Source organism: Bradyrhizobium sp. WYCCWR 13022, assembly GCF_030435535.1.
Taxonomy (GTDB): domain Bacteria; phylum Pseudomonadota; class Alphaproteobacteria; order Rhizobiales; family Xanthobacteraceae; genus Bradyrhizobium.
In genome coordinates, this window is sequence record NZ_JAUIZJ010000025.1 from 272365 (window position 1) to 289279 (window position 16915).

Genomic DNA, 16915 nt, shown 5'->3' on the forward strand with positions numbered 1-16915 from the left:
CCCCTCTATGCAGGAGGCGTGCCGTTGAGGCCGAGCACGTGGCCGGCGAGATAGAGCGAGCCAGTGATCAGGATGCGCGGCGGCACCTCGTAGGCGAGCTTCGCCAGGGAACGCAGCGCGGCCTCGATGCCGGGCGCGATCTCAACGCGCATGCCGAGGCTGCGGACGGCATCGGCAAGGCGATCGACCGGCATCGCGTTCTCGGTCTCGGGAATCGGCACCGCGACGATGTGACGGGTCAGGCCGGCGAAATTGGCCAGAAACGCCTGCGCGTCCTTGTTGGCCATCATGCCCGCGATGACGACAAGCGGCCGCGACACCCGTTCCTCGAGATCGCCGAGCGCGGCAGCCGCGACGCGGCCACCTTCGGCATTGTGCCCGCCGTCGAGCCAGATCTCGCTGCCCTGCGGCCCCCACGAGAGCAGCTCGCCCGAGGTGAGACGCTGCATCCGCGCCGGCCATTCGGCGCCGATGATGCCGGCCTCGAACGCGGCCTGATTGACCTTGAAAGTCTTGATCGCGCGCAACGTCGCGATGGCAAGGCCTGCATTGTCGAACTGATGGCGACCGAACAGGCGCGGCGCGGCGAGATCCATCAAGCCGCGCTCGTCGGAATAGACCAGGCGGCCATGCTCGACATTGACGTGCCAGCTTTCGTTCGCGGCAAACAGCGGCGCGCGCATGCGCCTGGCCTGCGCCTCGATCACAGCCATGGCCTCGCCCGTCTGCTCGGCGCAAATCACCGGCACGCCGCGCTTGATGATCGCGGCCTTCTCGCCGGCGATCGACGCCAGCGTGTCCCCGAGGAAATCCATGTGGTCCATGCTGACAGGCGTGATCACGCAGGCCGCGGGCGTATCGACCACGTTGGTCGAATCGAGCCGGCCGCCGAGGCCGACTTCGAGCAGCACGGCATCGGCGGGATTTTGCGCAAACAACAGCAAGGCGGCCGCGGTCTTGAGCTCGAACACCGTCGCAGGCTCGCCGGCATTGACGCGCTCGACCTCTTCCAGCGCCGCGCGCAATTCGTCGTCGGAGACGAGCACGCCGCCGCCGACGCGGCCGAGGCGGAAACATTCGTTGATGCGAACCAGATAGGGCGAGGTGTAGGCGTGGACGCGCAGACCCGCCGCCTCCAGCGTCGCGCGCAGATAGGCCACCGTCGAGCCCTTGCCGTTGGTGCCGGCGACATGGATCACCGGCGGCAGCTTGCGTTCGGGGTGACCGAGCCGCTCGAGCAGGCGATGCATCCGCTCCAGCCCGAGATCGATGCGCTTCTGATGCAGGGCCGACAGCCGCACGATCAATGCATCGAGCGGCTTCTTTGCGCTGTCAGGGGACGCGTTCACGCGTGCGGCGCAGCCGGTGCCGTCTCGGGAGCCGAGACGATCTGTGCCGGGGTCGTCACCGGCTGGACCGATTTCGAGGCACCATCAAGCGCCGGCGCCCTGGTCAGCAGACGGCACAGCCGCGCAAGCGTCGGGCGCAGCTCGTGGCGGTGCACGACCATGTCGACCATGCCGTGCTCTTTCAGATATTCGGCGCGCTGGAAGCCTTCGGGGAGCTTTTCGCGAATGGTCTGCTCGATCACGCGCGCGCCGGCAAAACCGATCAGCGCGCCGGGCTCGGCGATCTGGACGTCGCCGAGCATCGCGTAGGATGCGGTGACGCCGCCGGTGGTCGGGTTGGTCAGCACGACGATGTAGGGCTGCTTGGCTTCGCGCAGCATCTGCACTGCGACCGTGGTGCGCGGCATCTGCATCAGCGACAAAATGCCTTCCTGCATGCGCGCACCGCCCGAGGCGGCGAACACGATGAAGGGCGACTTCTTCTCGACCGCGAGCTCGAGCCCGCGCACGATGGCCTCGCCCGCGGCCATGCCGAGCGAGCCGCCCATGAAGTCGAAATCCTGCACGGCGACGACGACGCCCGCGCCTTCGAGCTTGCCGTAGCCGACCTTGATCGCGTCGTTCAGATTGGTGCGCGCCCGCGCATCCTTGATGCGGTCTACGTATTTCTTCTCGTCGCGGAACTTGAGCGGATCGGGCGTGACATCGGGCAGGGCGACGTCGAACCAGGTCTCGTTGTCGAAGATCGACTTCAGCCGCGCCACCGCGCCCATGCGCATGTGGTAGTTCGAGCCGGGAATGACGAACTGGTTGGCCTCGACGTCCTTGTAGAACACGAGCTGTCCGGAATCCGGGCACTTGATCCAGAGATTCTCCGGCGTCTCACGCCGCAGCATGTTGCGGATCTTCGGCCGGACCACATTGGTAAGCCAGTTCATGGTTTGCTCCGATGTGCGACCCCGCTGGGGACCGCCTGAAAGGATATATGGCGGCCGGGCCTTTGCCCGGCAAGCCGCCGTGTCGCCCGCCTAAGAGCATGATCCGGAAAAGTGTGAAGCGGTTTTTCCGACAAGATCATGCTCAGACTAAAGAGCTAAAGCGGAATTATGGCCTATCCGGCCGCCTGTTTCGCAGCCCTGACGCCCTGGGACAGGGCCGCGGTCAGCTCGGCCACGGCGTTAACGGTTTTGGCGGTCGCGCGACCCTCGGCATCGAGGCTGTTCTTGAGCGCATCGACCAGCGCAGTGCCGACCACCGAACCATCGGCCTTTTCGGCAATGGCGCGCGCCGCCTCCGGCGTGCGGATGCCAAAACCGACGCAGATCGGCAGCTCGGTATGCCGCTTGATGCGCGCGACGGCCTCACCGACGGCATTCGCGTCCGCTGCCGCCGCACCGGTGATGCCGGCGATGGAGACGTAATAGACAAAGCCCGACGTGTTCGAGAGCACCGCGGGGAGGCGCTTGTCGTCGGTGGTCGGGGTCGCCAAGCGAATGAAGTTCAGTCCTGCCTTCAGCGCGGGAATGCAGAGCTCGTCGTCTTCCTCCGGTGGCAAATCGACGATGATCAGGCCGTCAACGCCTGATGTCTTGGCGTCAGCCAGAAACTTGTCGACGCCGTAAATGTAGATCGGATTGTAATAACCCATCAGCACCAGCGGTGTGACGTTGTCGTCCTTGCGGAAGCCACGCACCAGCTCCAGCGTCTTCTTCAAGGTCATTCCCACCTTGAGCGCGCGGAGCCCGGCGGCCTGGATCGACGGACCATCCGCCATCGGATCGGTGAAGGGAATGCCGAGCTCGATGACGTCGGAGCCTGATTTCGAGAGCGCCTTGACGATCTCGAGCGACGTCGCCGGATCGGGATCGCCGGCCATCACATAGGTGACGAAGGCCGCGCGGCCCTGCTTCTTCAGCTCGGCGAAACGGGTATCAATACGCGTGGTCATGATTCGGCGGCCGCTGTGCTATACCTCTCCCCACCGGGGAGAGGTCGGCTGCGAAGCAGCCGGGTGAGGGGGATGGAAAGGTTCAAATCGAGGGCTCGAAGGCTCCGCGAGTCGCAGACGAGCGCCGAAGCAAGGCTTTGGCAGGCGCTGCGCAACAGGCAGCTCGCCCGCTGGAAATTTTGCCGCCAGCATCCGGTCGATCGGTATGTCGTCGACTTCGTGACGCTGGATGGGAAGCTCATCGTTGAAGTTGATGGCGTCACGCATTCGAGTCCGAGCGAAATCGAACGAGATGAAGCGAGGACCAAAGTGCTCGAAGCCTGCGGCTTCTTCGTCCTTCGCGTCTCAAACACCGATGTGTACGAAAATATCGAAGGCGTCCTCGAGCTGATCCGGTCATCACTAAGGTTCGACTGAGCGGAGAGGCCCCTCACCCGGCTGCTTCGCAGCCGACCTCTCCCCGGCGGGGAGAGGTGAAGAGAGTGCGATCCTCGCCTCACTTGCTCTTGCCCTTCAGGATGTCGCCGACCTGCGGAACGTCCTTGTCGCCGCGGCCGGAGAGATTGACGACCATCAGGTGGTCTTTCGGCCGCTTCGGCGCGAGCTCCATCACCTTGGCGATGGCGTGCGCGGGTTCGAGCGCGGGAATGATGCCTTCGAGCTTCGAGAGCAGCTGGAACGCGGCGAGCGCCTCGTCGTCGGTCGCGAAGAGATAGTTGACGCGGCCGACCTCGTGCAGCCAGGAGTGCTCCGGGCCAATGCCGGGATAGTCGAGGCCGGCCGAGATCGAATGCGCGTCCTGGATCTGGCCATCGGCATCCATCAGCAGATAAGTGCGATTGCCGTGGAGCACGCCGGGGCGGCCGCCCGCGATCGACGCCGCATGCAGCTGCGTCAGCCCATGGCCTGCGGCTTCGACACCGAAAATTTCAACGCTGGGATCATCGAGGAAGGGATGGAACAGGCCCATCGCGTTCGAGCCGCCGCCGATGCAGGCGACCAGCGAATCCGGCAGGCGACCCTCGACCTCCTGCATCTGCGTCCTCGTCTCGTTGCCGATGATCGACTGGAAGTCGCGCACCAGCGTCGGATAGGGATGCGGGCCGGCCACCGTGCCGATGCAGTAGAAGGTGTTGTGCACGTTGGTGACCCAGTCGCGCAGTGCCTCGTTCATCGCGTCCTTCAGCGTGCGCGTGCCCGACTGCACCGGGACCACCGTCGCGCCCAGCATCTCCATGCGGATCACGTTGGGCTGCTGCCGCTCGACGTCGACGGCGCCCATATACACCACGCATTCGAGCCCGAACCGCGCGCACAGCGTTGCGGTGGCGACGCCGTGCTGGCCGGCACCGGTCTCGGCGATGATGCGCTTCTTGCCCATGCGCCGCGCCAGCATGATCTGGCCGAGCACATTGTTCACCTTGTGCGAGCCGGTGTGGTTGAGCTCTTCGCGCTTCAGGTAGATTTTCGCGCCGCCGAGATGTTCGGTGAGACGCTCGGCGAAATAGAGCGGCGAGGGCCGGCCGACATAGTTCTTGAGATAGCCGTTCATCTCGGCCTGGAAGGACGGATCGGCCTTGGCCGCGGTGTAGGCCTTCTCGAGGTCGAGGATCAGCGGCATCAGGGTTTCGGCGACGAAGCGTCCGCCGAAAATGCCGAAATGGCCGCGCTCGTCCGGGCCGCTGCGATAGGAATTTGGTTTGGCGATGTTCATCGAACGCTCAACTCTCGGGTGGCGCGCGCGGCGCGAATGAAGGCCTTGATCAACTCCGGGTCTTTCACGCCGGGAGCGCTCTCGACACCGGATGACACGTCGACGCCGCCGGCGCCGGTCACACGGAGGGCTTCCGCGACGTTGTCGGCGTGAAGTCCGCCCGACACCATATACGGCAGATCGAGCTCCAGGTTTTGCAGCAATTGCCAGTCGAACGGAGCGCCGAGCCCGCCGGGACGCGTCGCATCCTTGGGCGCACGCGCATCGAACAGGATGCGGTCGGCAACTGCGGCATAGCCGGGCAGCACGGCGAGATCGGCCGCGCTTGCGACCGGCACGGCCTTCATCACGGGGCGGCCGAACTTCTGCTTGATGTCGCGCAGCCGCGCCACGCTCTCATGGCCGTGGAGCTGGAAGATGTCGGGCGACAGCGCGTCCATGATGTTGTCGAGCGTGGCGTCGTCGGCGTCGACGGTGAGCGCCACCTTGAGCGCGCGCCGTTTCACCTGCCGGCCGAGATCGCGCCCCGTCTCCAGCGAAACATGCCGCGGCGAGGGCGGAAAGAACACGAACCCCACCATGTCGGCGCCCGCGTCGAGCGCCGTTTGAAGCGTTTCGCGCGTTGACAGGCCGCAGATTTTGACGAGCAGGGACATGGTCTCAAAGCAGATGGAGGCCGCAAGTGGCGGCCGGGAAACGGGCTTTTTCGGTTGGGCCGCTTCTACAACGTCGCGCGCTGCTTGTCTCGCCCGATAGGCCCGTAAAGGCCCACCCCTGATGGCACCGGGAGGCGCTGGGTTTCGGGCCTGGCCGCGGCCGCCTGGGCCCGGAGTCCAGCCAATTCGACCTGGGCAGCGCGGGCATCCGCCTCATGCCGGCGCGCCGCCCGTCGCCAGTGCCGCTGGCCGAACCAGACGGCAAAGCCGCCGGCGACGACACCCACGGCCGCCACCAGGATCAGCAGCAGGAACAGCGGCAGCGTGACCGACAGGGCCGGATCGGCCGCCATGAAGGGATCGAAGGAGACGGTGACGAAATGCCGGTTGGCCACCGCAAAGGTCACCAGGACCAGGGCCAGCGGAATCACGATCAGCGCGGTCAGGAATTTTCGCATCGCGATCGCTCGTCTTGAATCAAGCTTGCGGCCGCATCATGCGGCCATTTGGTTAAGCCCGGACGACAGACCTAATCGGGCGCGCCCGGATCCGGATGGTCGCGGTTGAGCCGCTCGCGCATTTCCTTGCCGGTCTTGAAGAACGGAACGCTCTTCTGATCGACGGGGACATGGGCGCCGGTGCGCGGATTTCGGCCCGCACGTGCGGGGCGATGTTTGACCGAGAATGCGCCGAAGCCGCGCAGCTCGACGCGGTCACCGCGCGCGAGTGCCGCTACGATCTCTTCGAGAATCGCATTCACAATGTTCTCGACATCCCGCTGGTACAGATGCGGGTTGTGCTCGGCGATACGCTGAACAAGTTCGGATTTGATCATCGAGAGATAGGACCCGGAAGCGTGCGGATGACCATTTCCGTGAAAATGCCTTGATCTGTCAAGACGCTAAATGAAGGATGAGTGTCGGGAAAATGCGTGACATTTGCCGAAAAAGCGGGCTGCACGGCTACCCGCCAGACGGGAAAAAGATACCGGGCTCGCGTTGTTCCCGGCCATTTCAGGTCAATTCGACGCAGCCGGCTGCCACAGGGCCAGCATTCCATCCAACCCGGCGCGATCGACCGCCTGCGCAACGCCGGTTTGCTCGATCTGATGCGCAATCGAGCTGAATCCAAGCGCTTCCAGGGTCACCGAGGCCGCCGTCTTGAGGAACGTCAGATCGCCGAAGCGGGGCTCCAGCTTGTAGTCGCGTACCGAAAGACCCTTCTTGACGCCCTTCTGCTGCTCCAGCCAGGCCACGGCGGTTTTCTCGTCGCCGAGCTGATCGATCAGCTTGAGATCGATGGCCTGACGGCCGGTGAAGACGCGGCCGTCGACGACTTTTTCGAGCTGCGTGTCATCCATGCCACGGCGCTGCTTCACCAGATCCTTGAACCAGGCATAGGAATCCTTCACCAGCGCATCCAGCGCGGCGCGGGCTTCCGGGCTGGTCGGCTCAAAACCGTTGGGCGCGGCCTTCAGCGGCGTGGACTTCACTTCCTCGACCTTGACGCCGATCGTCTTCAACAGCTCGCTGAAATTGGGAAACTGGAACAGCACGCCGATCGAGCCGACCAGCGAGCTCTGCTGGGCGATGATGTGGTCGCTCGCAATCGCGGTGATGTAGCCGCCGGACGCGGCAAGACCTTCGACCACGACGACCATCGGCTTCTTCGCCTTCAGGCGCGTCAGGGAATCATAGAGCTGCTCGGAGCCGGCGGTGGTGCCGCCGGGCGAGTTGATGTGAACGATGACGGCGGCGGCCTGCGAGTTCTCCAGCCGCTCCAGCGCCCGCGTGCGTTCGGAATCGCTGCGGATCAGCCCGTCGATCTGCACGCGCGCGATCGCGCCGGCGGAGGCGAAGGTGCCGCGCGCGCCCGGCGTCGCGATCATCGCAAAGCCCGCGATCGCAGCGATCGCGATCAGCGCGGCCATCACGCGCCAGAACGTCAGCTTCCGGCGGATCCTGCGGCGATCGACGATGATGTCCGAATCGAGCGACATCGGGATATCTCCAAATGAAAGGCCGCTGGCGGTTGTGCCGTCACGACGTGACCATCAGCTTGTCTGGATACATCAATTGCGGCGCAATTTGAAGAAAACAAGGCTGTGAGCAGGTAGCCCGGGGCATCGACGACGGCAGCAAAAAAGCCCCGGCTCGCGCCGGGGCTCTGATGTCGGCAAAACAATCGTTTTGCTTACTTGCTGTCGCGGTTCTTGAGCGCGGTGCCCAGAATGTCGCCGAGCGTCGCACCCGAATCCGAGGAGCCGTACTGCGCGATGGCTTCCTTTTCTTCGGCGACTTCGAGCGCCTTGATCGACACCTGGACCTTGCGGGCCTTCTTGTCGAACTGGATCACGCGGGCATCGACTTTCTCGCCGACGGCGAAGCGTTCGGCGCGCTGGTCGTTGCGGTCACGCGCGAGCTCCGAGCGCTTGATGAAGGTCGAGAAGTCGGTACCGGTGATCTTCACCTCGATACCGCTTTCCTTCACTTCGAGCACTTCGCAGGTCACCACCGCGCCCTTCTTGACATCGCCCGGCTCGGCGAAGGGGTCGCCTTCGAGCTGCTTGATGCCGAGCGAGATACGCTCCTTCTCGACGTCCACATCGAGCACCACGGCCTTCACCATGTCGCCCTTCTTGTAGTTGTCGATCACCTGCTCGCCCGGAAGCTTCCAGTCGAGGTCGGAGAGGTGGACCATGCCGTCGACGTCGCCCTCGAGGCCGAGGAACAGACCGAACTCGGTCTTGTTCTTGACTTCGCCCTCGACCACCGAACCGGTCGGGTGACCTTCGACGAAGACCTCCCAGGGATTGCGCATGGTCTGCTTGAGGCCGAGCGAGATGCGGCGCTTGACGGAATCGACTTCCAGCACCTGCACGTCGACTTCCTGCGAGGTCGACACGATCTTGCCGGGGTGCATGTTCTTCTTGGTCCACGACATCTCGGAGACGTGGATCAGGCCTTCGATGCCCGGCTCGAGCTCGACGAAAGCACCGTAGTCGGTGATGTTGGTGACGCGGCCGGTGAAGCGGGCACCCAGCGGGTACTTGGCTTCGATGCCCTGCCACGGATCGTCCAGCAGCTGCTTCATGCCCAGCGAGATGCGGTGCGTCTCGTGGTTGATCTTGATGATCTTGACCTTCACGGTCTGGCCGATCGAGAGCACCTCGGTCGGGTGGTTGACGCGACGCCACGCGATGTCGGTGACGTGCAGCAGGCCGTCGATGCCGCCAAGATCGACGAACGCACCGTAATCGGTGATGTTCTTGACCACGCCGTCGATGACCTGACCCTCTTCGAGGTTCTGCACCAGCTCCTGACGCTGCTCGGCGCGGGTCTCTTCGAGAACCGTGCGGCGGGAGACGACGATGTTGCCGCGGCGGCGGTCCATCTTGAGGATCTGGAACGGCTGCGCGTTGTTCATCAGCGGCGCAACGTCGCGGATCGGGCGGATGTCGACCTGCGAACGCGGCAGGAACGCAACGGCGCCGTCGAGGTCGACGGTGAAGCCGCCCTTGACCTGGTTGAAGATGACGCCCGTGACCTTCTCGTTGTTCTGGAACGCCTTCTCCAGCTTGCCCCAGCTCTCTTCGCGGCGCGCCTTGTCGCGCGACAGCACGGCTTCGCCGAGGGCGTTCTCGATGCGATCGAGGAACACTTCCACCTCGTCGCCAACCTTGATTTCGCTGTCACGGCCGGGGCCGGAAAATTCGCGCAGCGCGACGCGGCCTTCGGTCTTCAGGCCGACGTCGATGACGGCCATGTCCTTTTCGATTGCAACCACCTTGCCCTTGACGACCGAGCTCTCCTGCAGGTTGCCACCTGCGAAGGACTCGTCGAGCATCGCGGCGAAATCGTCACGCGACGGGCTATAGGTATCAGCGGAAGTCGAAGCCATTTGTTCTCCAGTTGCGGAATGTCTTGCCGGCCGTTGGGTTCATGGGCGTATCGCGCACGCAGTGTCGGAAGGCCCGCAAGACCTTCGAGCGACCGCTCGTTGCTCCGGCCTGGAGAGGCGGAACAGCGGAAGCGGGCCGGCAGAGGCCCGCGCGTTCGATACGTGGAAATCCTTATGTCCGGAACCTGGATCGCGTCGGCCCCAAACAGGGACCGAGTGTATCGACCTCAAAGAGCGGGAGCGGGCGCTTCCTCCAATGACATCCGCGGCTTAACCCCGCGAACGGCCCGCTCGGACGGCCTCGATAATGTCGATGGCGGCCCGGACGCCGCCTTCTATATCCAGTTGGGAGTTATCTAGCAAGTAAGCATCCACGGCCGGCTTCAGAGGTGCAATCGGCCGGTTCTTGTCGCGCTCGTCGCGCCGGATGATGTCGGCGAGCACCGCCGCCTCGTCCGCCTCCTCGCCGCGCGCCTTGGCCTCCATGGTGCGGCGGCGGGCACGGACCTTGGGGTCGGCCACGACGAAGATCTTCACGTCGGCATGGGGACAGATCACGGTTCCAATGTCCCGGCCATCGAGCACCGCGCCGGGCGGATCGGCGGCGAATTGCCGCTGGAAATTGACCAGGACCTCGCGAACCCTGGGAATCGCCGACACGATGGAGGCGCCCTCGCCGGCCTCCTGGGTCTTCAGGGCGGGATTGCCGAACTTTTCAGGATCGAGTTCCAGGGCGGCCTGCACCGCCGCGGCCTCGTCCCGGAGATCATGGCCGGACTGCATCAGCGCGTAGGCGACCGCGCGATAGATCACACCGGTATCGAGATGACGGTAACCGTAGTGATGGGCGAGGCGCTTGCCGAGCGTGCCCTTGCCCGAGGCCGCGGGTCCGTCGATGGCGATGATCATGAAAACTCGGCCCCCAACGATCGCATCATCGGAATGAAATCAGGGAAACTGGTGGCGATGAAGGCGGTGTCGTCGACCGTCACCGGCTGATCGGAGGCGCAGCCCATCACCAGCGCGGACATCGCGATGCGATGGTCCATATGTGTGGCGACCGTCCCGCCGCCCGGCACGTGGCCGCGACCCTCGACGATCAGATCGTCGCCGGACACCGTCACCTTCACTCCGTTGACGCGGAGCATGTCGGCGGTGGCCTCGAGCCGATCGGACTCCTTGACGCGCAGCTCCTGCAGGCCGCGCATGATGGTGGTTCCTTCGGCGAACGACGCCGCCACCGCCAGCACCAGATATTCGTCGATCATCGAGGGCGCGCGCTCCGGCGGCACCTCGACGCCGCGCAGCTTTGAGGCGCGCACGCGCAAGCGCGCCATCGGCTCGCCGGCGTCACCGCGGACTTCGCTTTCCTCGATGGACGCGCCCATTTCACGCAGCGTCGTAAACAGACCGGTGCGCAGCGGATTGGTCATCACATCGGACAGAACGATGTCGGAGCCTTCGACGATCAGCGCCGCGACGATAGGAAAGGCCGCCGACGAGGGATCGGCTGGCACGATGACGGTGGCGCCATGCAGCTCGGGCTGGCCGACCAGCATGACGCGGCGGCCGTGGGCCCCCTCGGCGACAGAGGTGATGTCCGCGCCAAAATGCTTCAGCATCAGCTCGGTGTGGTCGCGGCTGGCCTCGCTCTCGATCACGGTCGTGGTGCCCGGCGCGGCGAGGCCCGCCAGCAGCACCGCCGACTTGATCTGGGCCGAGGCGACCGGGGTCTTGTAGGTGATCGGCAGCGGGTCGCGCGCGCCCTGGAGGGTCAGCGGCAAACGGCCGCCTTCGCCTCCGGACACGACCTTGGCGCCCATCTTTTCGAGCGGATCGAGGATCCGGCGCATCGGGCGGCTGCGCAGCGAGGCATCGCCGTCGAACACCGCGGAGATCGGGCAGCCGGCGACGGCGCCCATGACAAGCCGGCAGCCGGTGCCGGAGTTGCCGAAATCCAGCGCCGCCTTGGGCTGGGCGAAGCCGCCGACGCCCACACCCTGGACCGTCCAGGCGAAATCGCCGGTACGCTCGACCTTGGCGCCGAGCGCCTGCATCGATTTGGCGGTGTTGAGGACGTCCTCTCCCTCCAGGAGGCCGGTAATGCGGGTCTCGCCGACCGCGAGCGCGCCGAGGATCAGGGCGCGGTGGGAGATCGATTTGTCCCCGGGCACCCGTACTTTTCCGGTCAGGGGACCGCTCGAGCGCGACTTCAGCGGCGTCGGCTTGTCGGAATGGGTCAAGATTGTGTCCTTGGATGGGCCCTGTGAGGCTGCGGGCAGGTACCACATGGTCTCCCCGCCGTCACGAGCATGTCTTTCTCTCGTAATGCGCTATTGACAGCGGGCCGCCAACTAGCCAAGTGAAGCACCGCTTTTCAGACATTCCCAGGATTCCTCTGCCGTGGCCAAGTCCGAACTCGGAACCAAACGTATTTGCCCGACCACGGGCAAGAAATTCTATGACCTCAACAAGAATCCGGTGATCTCGCCCTATACCGGCGAGGTCGTGCCGATCGCGCCGATCGCGCCCGCCCGCGCGACCCGTGGCAGCGCGGAATCCCGCAACGTGCCCCAGGATACGGCGCCGGAGCCGGCCGAGAACGAAGAGTTGGTCTCGCTCGAGGAGGCCGATGCCGAGGAGAACACCGGCAAGGTCAAGGCCGTCGTCCCCGAATCCGAAGACGATATCGAGGTCGACGAGACCCTCGACGACGACGATGACGATGATTCGACCTTCATTGCCGACGAAGAAGAGGGCGATGAGGACGTGACCGACATCATTGGTGATGTCGGAGGCGATGAAGAGACTTGAGATCAGTCCTGATCTGTGAAAAAGGGTGCACCGCGCGAGTCACCAGGCTCGCCGGTCGGGAGTGATCCGGAAGGGTCGTCCCAAAAGTTTAAGGGGCCATAGCTCAGCTGGGAGAGCGCTTGCATGGCATGCAAGAGGTCGGCGGTTCGATCCCGCCTGGCTCCACCACGCTTCGCCCTTCGGGCTACGCGTGGCGCAGCCACGACGGAGCCTGCAGGGCGAAGCGTGGTGTCCGGCGAAGCCCACGGGGCGAAGACGGACTGGTGATGAGATCCCATCGAACGACTACCCAGGCGATAGCCGTCAATGTGGTACGTCTACATCCTCCGCAGCATCGAGTTTCCTGACCAAGAGTATGTTGGGGCCACTGAGAATTTGAAGCGACGGATTCCTGAGCACAATGCCGGCAAATCCAGCCACACCGCCAAGTTCAAACCGTGGAAGCTGATCTGGTACTGCGCCTTCCCAGACAAGCACAAGGCGCTCGCGTTCGAGGCCTATCTGAAGTCGCACTCGGGTCGCGCATTCACGAGGAAGCGGCTGTGTTAGGGCGCCCCCCTACTCCCCAATCACTGCATTCAGCCGATCCCTTAGCGCGACGATCTCGTCCTTCATTGCGACGAGCTCCGACACCGAGCAATCCGATGCAGCGAGGATCGACTGCGGGACGCTGCGCGCCTTCTCCTTCAGCGCATGCCCTTGCGGGGTCAGCGCGATCAGCACCTGGCGCTCGTCCTCGCTGGAGCGCGTGCGCTTGACCAGGTGCGCGGCCTCGAGCCGCTTCAGCAAGGGCGTCAGCGTGCCCGAGTCCAAAAACAGCCTCTCGCCGATCTCCTTCACCGGCACGTCGTCGCGCTCCCACAACACCAGCATCGCCAGATATTGCGGATAGGTCAGGCCGAGCCGGTCGAGCAGCGGCTTGTAAACGCGGTTGAAGGCGTGCGCGGCCGAATAGACGGCGAAGCAGATCTGGTTGTCGAGGCGTTGCGGATCGAGCGCCGATAGTTTCCGGGCCATGGAGAATCTCTCGGGATTTGCCTCATTGTGGGGCCAGGCGGCCGTACATTCAATTGCGAACAATTAAATGTGAGGCATGCAAATTTCAATTGCGCACAATCAAATTGCTTGCGATACAGATGCCACCCCAACCCGAAGCCCCCAAGGGAGACGAAAATGTCCGTGAACGTCCTCTACAAGACCAGTGCAAAAGCCACCGGCGGCCGCGATGGCCATGCCGCGACGCTCGACGGCGCGCTCGACGTCAAGCTCACCACGCCGAAGGAGCTCGGCGGTGGCGGCGGCGCCGGCAACAATCCCGAGCAGCTGTTTGCGGCCGGCTATGCCGCCTGCTTCATCGGCGCGATGAAGTTCGTGGCCTCGCAAGGCGGCCCGAAGGTTCCCGCCGACGCTTCCGTGACCTCGACCGTCGGCATCGGCCCGCGCTCGGCCGGCGGCTTCGGCCTCGACATCGATCTGGCCGTCTCGCTGCCGGGCCTGTCCCGCGCGGATGCCGAGGCGCTGGTCGAGAAGGCGCACCAGGTGTGCCCGTACTCCAACGCGACGCGCGGCAATGTCGACGTCCGCCTGACGGTCGTCTGATCCGACGGTGAATCGGCTGGCCCGAGATCCCCTCGGGCCAGCCTCTTCCGTTTGAATTCCCGCGCTGCGGCATTGCCGCGACGACGCATAAGCCCCCAACGCGACAAGCCATTGCTGGCATCCACGAACCTCGCTAGGCCTGTGATCAACATCGACACAGGGGAAGCGAAGGCATGACTGAAGCCGTCTTGGGCGCAATGAGCGGACTGCGCGTCGTCGACCTCACGCGCGTGCTCGGCGGTCCCTACTGCACCCAGATCCTCGCCGACCATGGCGCCGACGTGATCAAGGTCGAGCCGCCCGCGGGCGACGAGGTGCGCGACTGGGGCCCTCCCTTCCACGACGACGACGCCGCCTATTTCATCGGCATCAACCGCAACAAGCGCTCGATCGGCCTCGACCTCGCCTCCGAGGGCGGCCGCATCGTGCTGCTCAAGATGCTGGAGACGGCGGACGTCCTGATCGAGAATTTCAAGCCGGGCACGCTGGAGAAATGGGGCATCGGCAACGACGTGCTTGCCCAAAAATTTCCGCGCCTCGTGCATTGCCGGATTTGCGGCTTCGGGGCCGACGGGCCGCGCGGCGGCAATCCCGGCTATGACGCCATCATCCAGGCCATGACCGGCATGATCGCCGCGACCGGCTCGGTCGAGAGCGGGCCGATGCGGATCGGCGTGCCGCTGGTGGACATCACCACCGGTCTTTACGCGGCAATCGGCATCCTGATGGCGCTCTCCGAGCGGCAGCGCTCGGGCAAGGGCCAGTTCCTTGAGACGACGCTCTACGAGACCGGCCTTGCCATCATGCATCCGCACACCGCGAATTACTTCATGCATGGCAAGCCGCCGAGCCTGACCGGCAACGAGCATCCGAACCTCGTGCCCTATGCGATCTTCCCGACCAAGACCGACAACATCTTCATCGGCGTCGGCAACGACGGCACCTTCCGCAAGCTCGCCAAGGAGATCGGCAAACCCGAACTCGGCACCGATCCGCGCTTCGCCCGCAACAAGGACCGCATCGCCAATCGCGAAGCGCTGCGCGCCGAGCTTGCCGCAGTGTTCAGCCAGCACGAGGCCGAGCCGCTGTGCAATCGCCTGCTCGCGGCTGGCCTGCCCGCAGGTCCCGTGCAGAAAATCGATCAGGCATTGACCAATCCGCACACGATCGCCCGCGGCGATGTCATCGAGAAGGACTGGTACAAGGGCGTGGCCTCGCCGATCCGGCTCGATCGCAGCAAGCCGAGCCTGCGCCGCCTGCCGCCGAAGTTCAGCCAGCACGCCCAGGAGGTGCTCGGCGAGTTCGGCTACTCGAAGGCGGAAATCGACGCGATGGTCGAGACGGGCGTGGTCTGCGGACCCCAGCGCAAGCGCTAGTCTAGGGCCCGGCCTCCTCACCCAACCAAATGCCGCAGTGCGGCGCGGGCACGCATGTGCAGCGCGAACGGCGAAGGTTGCCCGGCACGCCTTCGCCTATTTGACGACTTCCCTTTTGGCCGCGCTTGCTGCTTTCGTTTCGGCCGCTTACACAGTCATGTGAACGTCATACGGCGCTGCTAGCGCAAGCGCTTCGTTTTTGACGGCCAATGGACGGCCAAGGGAGGTTACTTGATGGCTCTTCGACATTTTGGAGCGGCGACCGCGTTCGCCGTCACGGTTGGCATGACGGCTTCGCCGGCACTGGCCGCGACTGAGATCCAGTGGTGGCACGCGATGACAGGCCCGAACAACGACGTCGTGGTCAAGCTTGCCAACGATTTCAACGCGTCTCAGAGCGATTACAAGATCGTTCCGACCTTCAAGGGCAGCTATGCCGACACGCTGAACGCGGGCATCGCGGCGTTCCGCGCCGGCAACGCACCGGGCATCATGCAGGTGTTCGAGGTCGGCACCGCGACCATGATGGCCGCCAAGGGCGCCATCAAGCCGGTCTCCGACCTCATGAAGGAGCAGGGCGAGAAGTTCGACCCGCAGTCCTATCTGCCGGCCATCACGGGTTACTACTCGACCGCAAAGGGCGAGATGCTCTCGTTCCCGTTCAACTCGTCGAGCATGGTGATGTGGGCCAATCTCGACGCACTGAAGAAGGCCGGCATCGATGCGCCGCCGAAGACCTGGCCCGAGGTGTTCGCCGACGCCAAGAAGCTGCATGCGACGAGCCCGACTTGCGGCTTCTCCTCGAGCTGGATCACTTGGGGCCTGATCGAGCAGTTCTCGGCCTGGCACAACATTCCGATCGGCACCAAGGCCAACGGCCTCGACGGCTTCGACACCGTGCTGGAATTCAACAACCCGCTCGAGACCAAGTTGCTCGAAAACCTCGTCGAGCTCCAGAAAGACAAGAGCTACGACTATTCCGGCCGCACCAATACCGGCGAAGGCCGCTTCACTTCGGGCGAATGCCCGCTCTACATGACGTCGTCGGCCTTCTATCCGAACGTCAAGGCGAACGCGAAGTTCAACTACACGGCCGTTCCGATGCCGTACTTCCCGGACGCAAAGGATGCGCCCCAGAACTCCATCATCGGCGGCGCCTCGCTCTGGGTGATGGGCGGCAAGTCGAAGGAAGAGTACAAGGGCATCGCGAAGTTCTTCACCTTCCTGTCCGACACCGATCGTCAGGTCTATCTGCACGAGGTCTCCGGCTATCTGCCGATCACCAAGGCGGCCTACGACAAGACCAAGGCCTCGGGCTTCTACGAGAAGAACCCGATCCTGGAAGTGCCGTTGAAGGAGCTCACCAACAAGCCGCCGACCGAGAACTCGCGCGGCCTGCGTTTCGGCGGTATGGTGCAGATGCGCGACGTCTGGTCCGAGGAGATCGAGGCGGCGCTCGCCGGCAAGAAATCGGCCAAGGAAGCGCTCGACGCCGCGGTCTCGCGCGGCAATCAGATGCTGCGTCAGTTCGAGCGGACCGCGACCAAGTAAGATCGCAT

The 16915-nt window shown here is 64.4% G+C and carries 18 protein-coding genes and 1 tRNA gene; 7 read left to right on the plus strand and 12 right to left on the minus strand.

The genetic code is table 11. From position 1 onward, the window contains the following. Window positions 1–5: 5 nt before the first annotated feature. From QY049_RS31120 to trpA, 3 genes are all read right to left on the minus strand, one after another. Entirely contained in the window at window positions 6–1349 is a 1344-nt protein-coding gene (locus tag QY049_RS31120) for a folylpolyglutamate synthase/dihydrofolate synthase family protein (protein ID WP_258764382.1), read from the minus strand. Beyond that, window positions 1346–2287 (minus strand): acetyl-CoA carboxylase, carboxyltransferase subunit beta, encoded by a 942-nt coding sequence (gene accD, locus QY049_RS31125; protein ID WP_128948769.1) that lies wholly within the window; start codon window positions 2285–2287, stop codon window positions 1346–1348. The genes QY049_RS31120 and accD overlap by 4 nt, the downstream gene beginning before the upstream one ends. 173 nt (window positions 2288–2460) lie before the next feature. Then, the gene (gene trpA, locus QY049_RS31130; protein WP_258764383.1) at window positions 2461–3297 is read right to left on the minus strand and encodes a tryptophan synthase subunit alpha; all 837 of its coding nucleotides are present in this window, start codon (window positions 3295–3297) and stop codon (window positions 2461–2463) included. 72 nt (window positions 3298–3369) lie between these two features. Between trpA and QY049_RS31135 the strand changes: the two genes are divergently transcribed. Further along, complete coding sequence (locus tag QY049_RS31135) at window positions 3370–3714, plus strand: endonuclease domain-containing protein (RefSeq protein WP_258764384.1); 345 nt, start codon at window positions 3370–3372, stop codon at window positions 3712–3714. 79 nt (window positions 3715–3793) lie between these two features. Here QY049_RS31135 and trpB read toward each other — a convergent pair whose 3' ends face one another. From trpB to aroA, 8 genes are all read right to left on the minus strand, one after another. Then, window positions 3794–5011, minus strand: a complete 1218-nt coding sequence (gene trpB, locus QY049_RS31140) for a tryptophan synthase subunit beta (RefSeq protein WP_258764385.1) — start codon at window positions 5009–5011, stop codon at window positions 3794–3796. Then, window positions 5008–5667 carry a phosphoribosylanthranilate isomerase gene (locus QY049_RS31145; RefSeq protein ID WP_194478692.1) on the minus strand — a complete coding sequence of 220 codons (660 nt, stop codon included), beginning with the start codon at window positions 5665–5667 and terminating at the stop codon, window positions 5008–5010. Before QY049_RS31145 ends, trpB begins: the two co-directional genes overlap by 4 nt. Window positions 5668–5732: 65 nt before the next feature. After that, a complete protein-coding gene (locus tag QY049_RS31150) occupies window positions 5733–6125 on the minus strand; it encodes a lipopolysaccharide assembly protein LapA domain-containing protein (RefSeq protein ID WP_258764386.1) in 393 nt (130 codons plus the stop codon). Window positions 6126–6196: 71 nt separating this feature from the next. Beyond that, window positions 6197–6502 (minus strand): integration host factor subunit beta, encoded by a 306-nt coding sequence (locus QY049_RS31155; RefSeq protein WP_007598410.1) that lies wholly within the window; start codon window positions 6500–6502, stop codon window positions 6197–6199. A 183-nt stretch (window positions 6503–6685) separates the two neighbouring features. Beyond that, entirely contained in the window at window positions 6686–7666 is a 981-nt protein-coding gene (gene sppA / locus QY049_RS31160; RefSeq protein WP_194478694.1) for a signal peptide peptidase SppA, read from the minus strand. Between the two features lie 194 nt (window positions 7667–7860). Next, entirely contained in the window at window positions 7861–9567 is a 1707-nt protein-coding gene (gene rpsA / locus QY049_RS31165) for a 30S ribosomal protein S1 (RefSeq protein ID WP_188099359.1), read from the minus strand. A gap of 270 nt (window positions 9568–9837) precedes the next feature. Beyond that, window positions 9838–10476 (minus strand): (d)CMP kinase, encoded by a 639-nt coding sequence (gene cmk / locus QY049_RS31170; RefSeq protein ID WP_258764387.1) that lies wholly within the window; start codon window positions 10474–10476, stop codon window positions 9838–9840. Beyond that, entirely contained in the window at window positions 10473–11810 is a 1338-nt protein-coding gene (aroA, locus tag QY049_RS31175; protein ID WP_258764388.1) for a 3-phosphoshikimate 1-carboxyvinyltransferase, read from the minus strand. The genes cmk and aroA overlap by 4 nt, the downstream gene beginning before the upstream one ends. A 160-nt stretch (window positions 11811–11970) precedes the next feature. Between aroA and QY049_RS31180 the strand changes: the two genes are divergently transcribed. The 3 genes from QY049_RS31180 (at window position 11971) to QY049_RS31190 (ending at window position 12930) form a co-directional block, all read left to right on the plus strand. After that, window positions 11971–12381: a TIGR02300 family protein gene (locus tag QY049_RS31180; RefSeq protein ID WP_194478697.1), complete on the plus strand. Its 411-nt coding sequence runs from the start codon at window positions 11971–11973 to the stop codon at window positions 12379–12381. A 92-nt stretch (window positions 12382–12473) separates the two neighbouring features. Then, window positions 12474–12549, plus strand: a tRNA-Ala gene (locus QY049_RS31185). Between the two features lie 138 nt (window positions 12550–12687). Further along, entirely contained in the window at window positions 12688–12930 is a 243-nt protein-coding gene (locus QY049_RS31190; protein WP_258764389.1) for a GIY-YIG nuclease family protein, read from the plus strand. A gap of 9 nt (window positions 12931–12939) precedes the next feature. On the opposite strand, the gene QY049_RS31195 is transcribed toward QY049_RS31190, so the two are convergent. Next, on the minus strand, window positions 12940–13398 hold the full coding sequence (locus QY049_RS31195; protein WP_194478698.1) for a MarR family winged helix-turn-helix transcriptional regulator: 459 nt from the start codon (window positions 13396–13398) through the stop codon (window positions 12940–12942). A gap of 156 nt (window positions 13399–13554) precedes the next feature. Between QY049_RS31195 and QY049_RS31200 the strand changes: the two genes are divergently transcribed. The 3 genes from QY049_RS31200 to ugpB all read left to right on the plus strand — a co-directional run bounded on the left by QY049_RS31200 (window position 13555) and on the right by ugpB (window position 16907). After that, window positions 13555–13980, plus strand: a complete 426-nt coding sequence (locus QY049_RS31200) for an organic hydroperoxide resistance protein (protein ID WP_194478699.1) — start codon at window positions 13555–13557, stop codon at window positions 13978–13980. A 173-nt stretch (window positions 13981–14153) separates the two neighbouring features. Next, entirely contained in the window at window positions 14154–15356 is a 1203-nt protein-coding gene (locus QY049_RS31205) for a CaiB/BaiF CoA-transferase family protein (RefSeq protein ID WP_194478700.1), read from the plus strand. A 234-nt stretch (window positions 15357–15590) separates the two neighbouring features. Next, entirely contained in the window at window positions 15591–16907 is a 1317-nt protein-coding gene (ugpB, locus tag QY049_RS31210; RefSeq protein WP_194478701.1) for a sn-glycerol-3-phosphate ABC transporter substrate-binding protein UgpB, read from the plus strand. The last annotated feature ends 8 nt before the right edge of the window (window positions 16908–16915 follow it).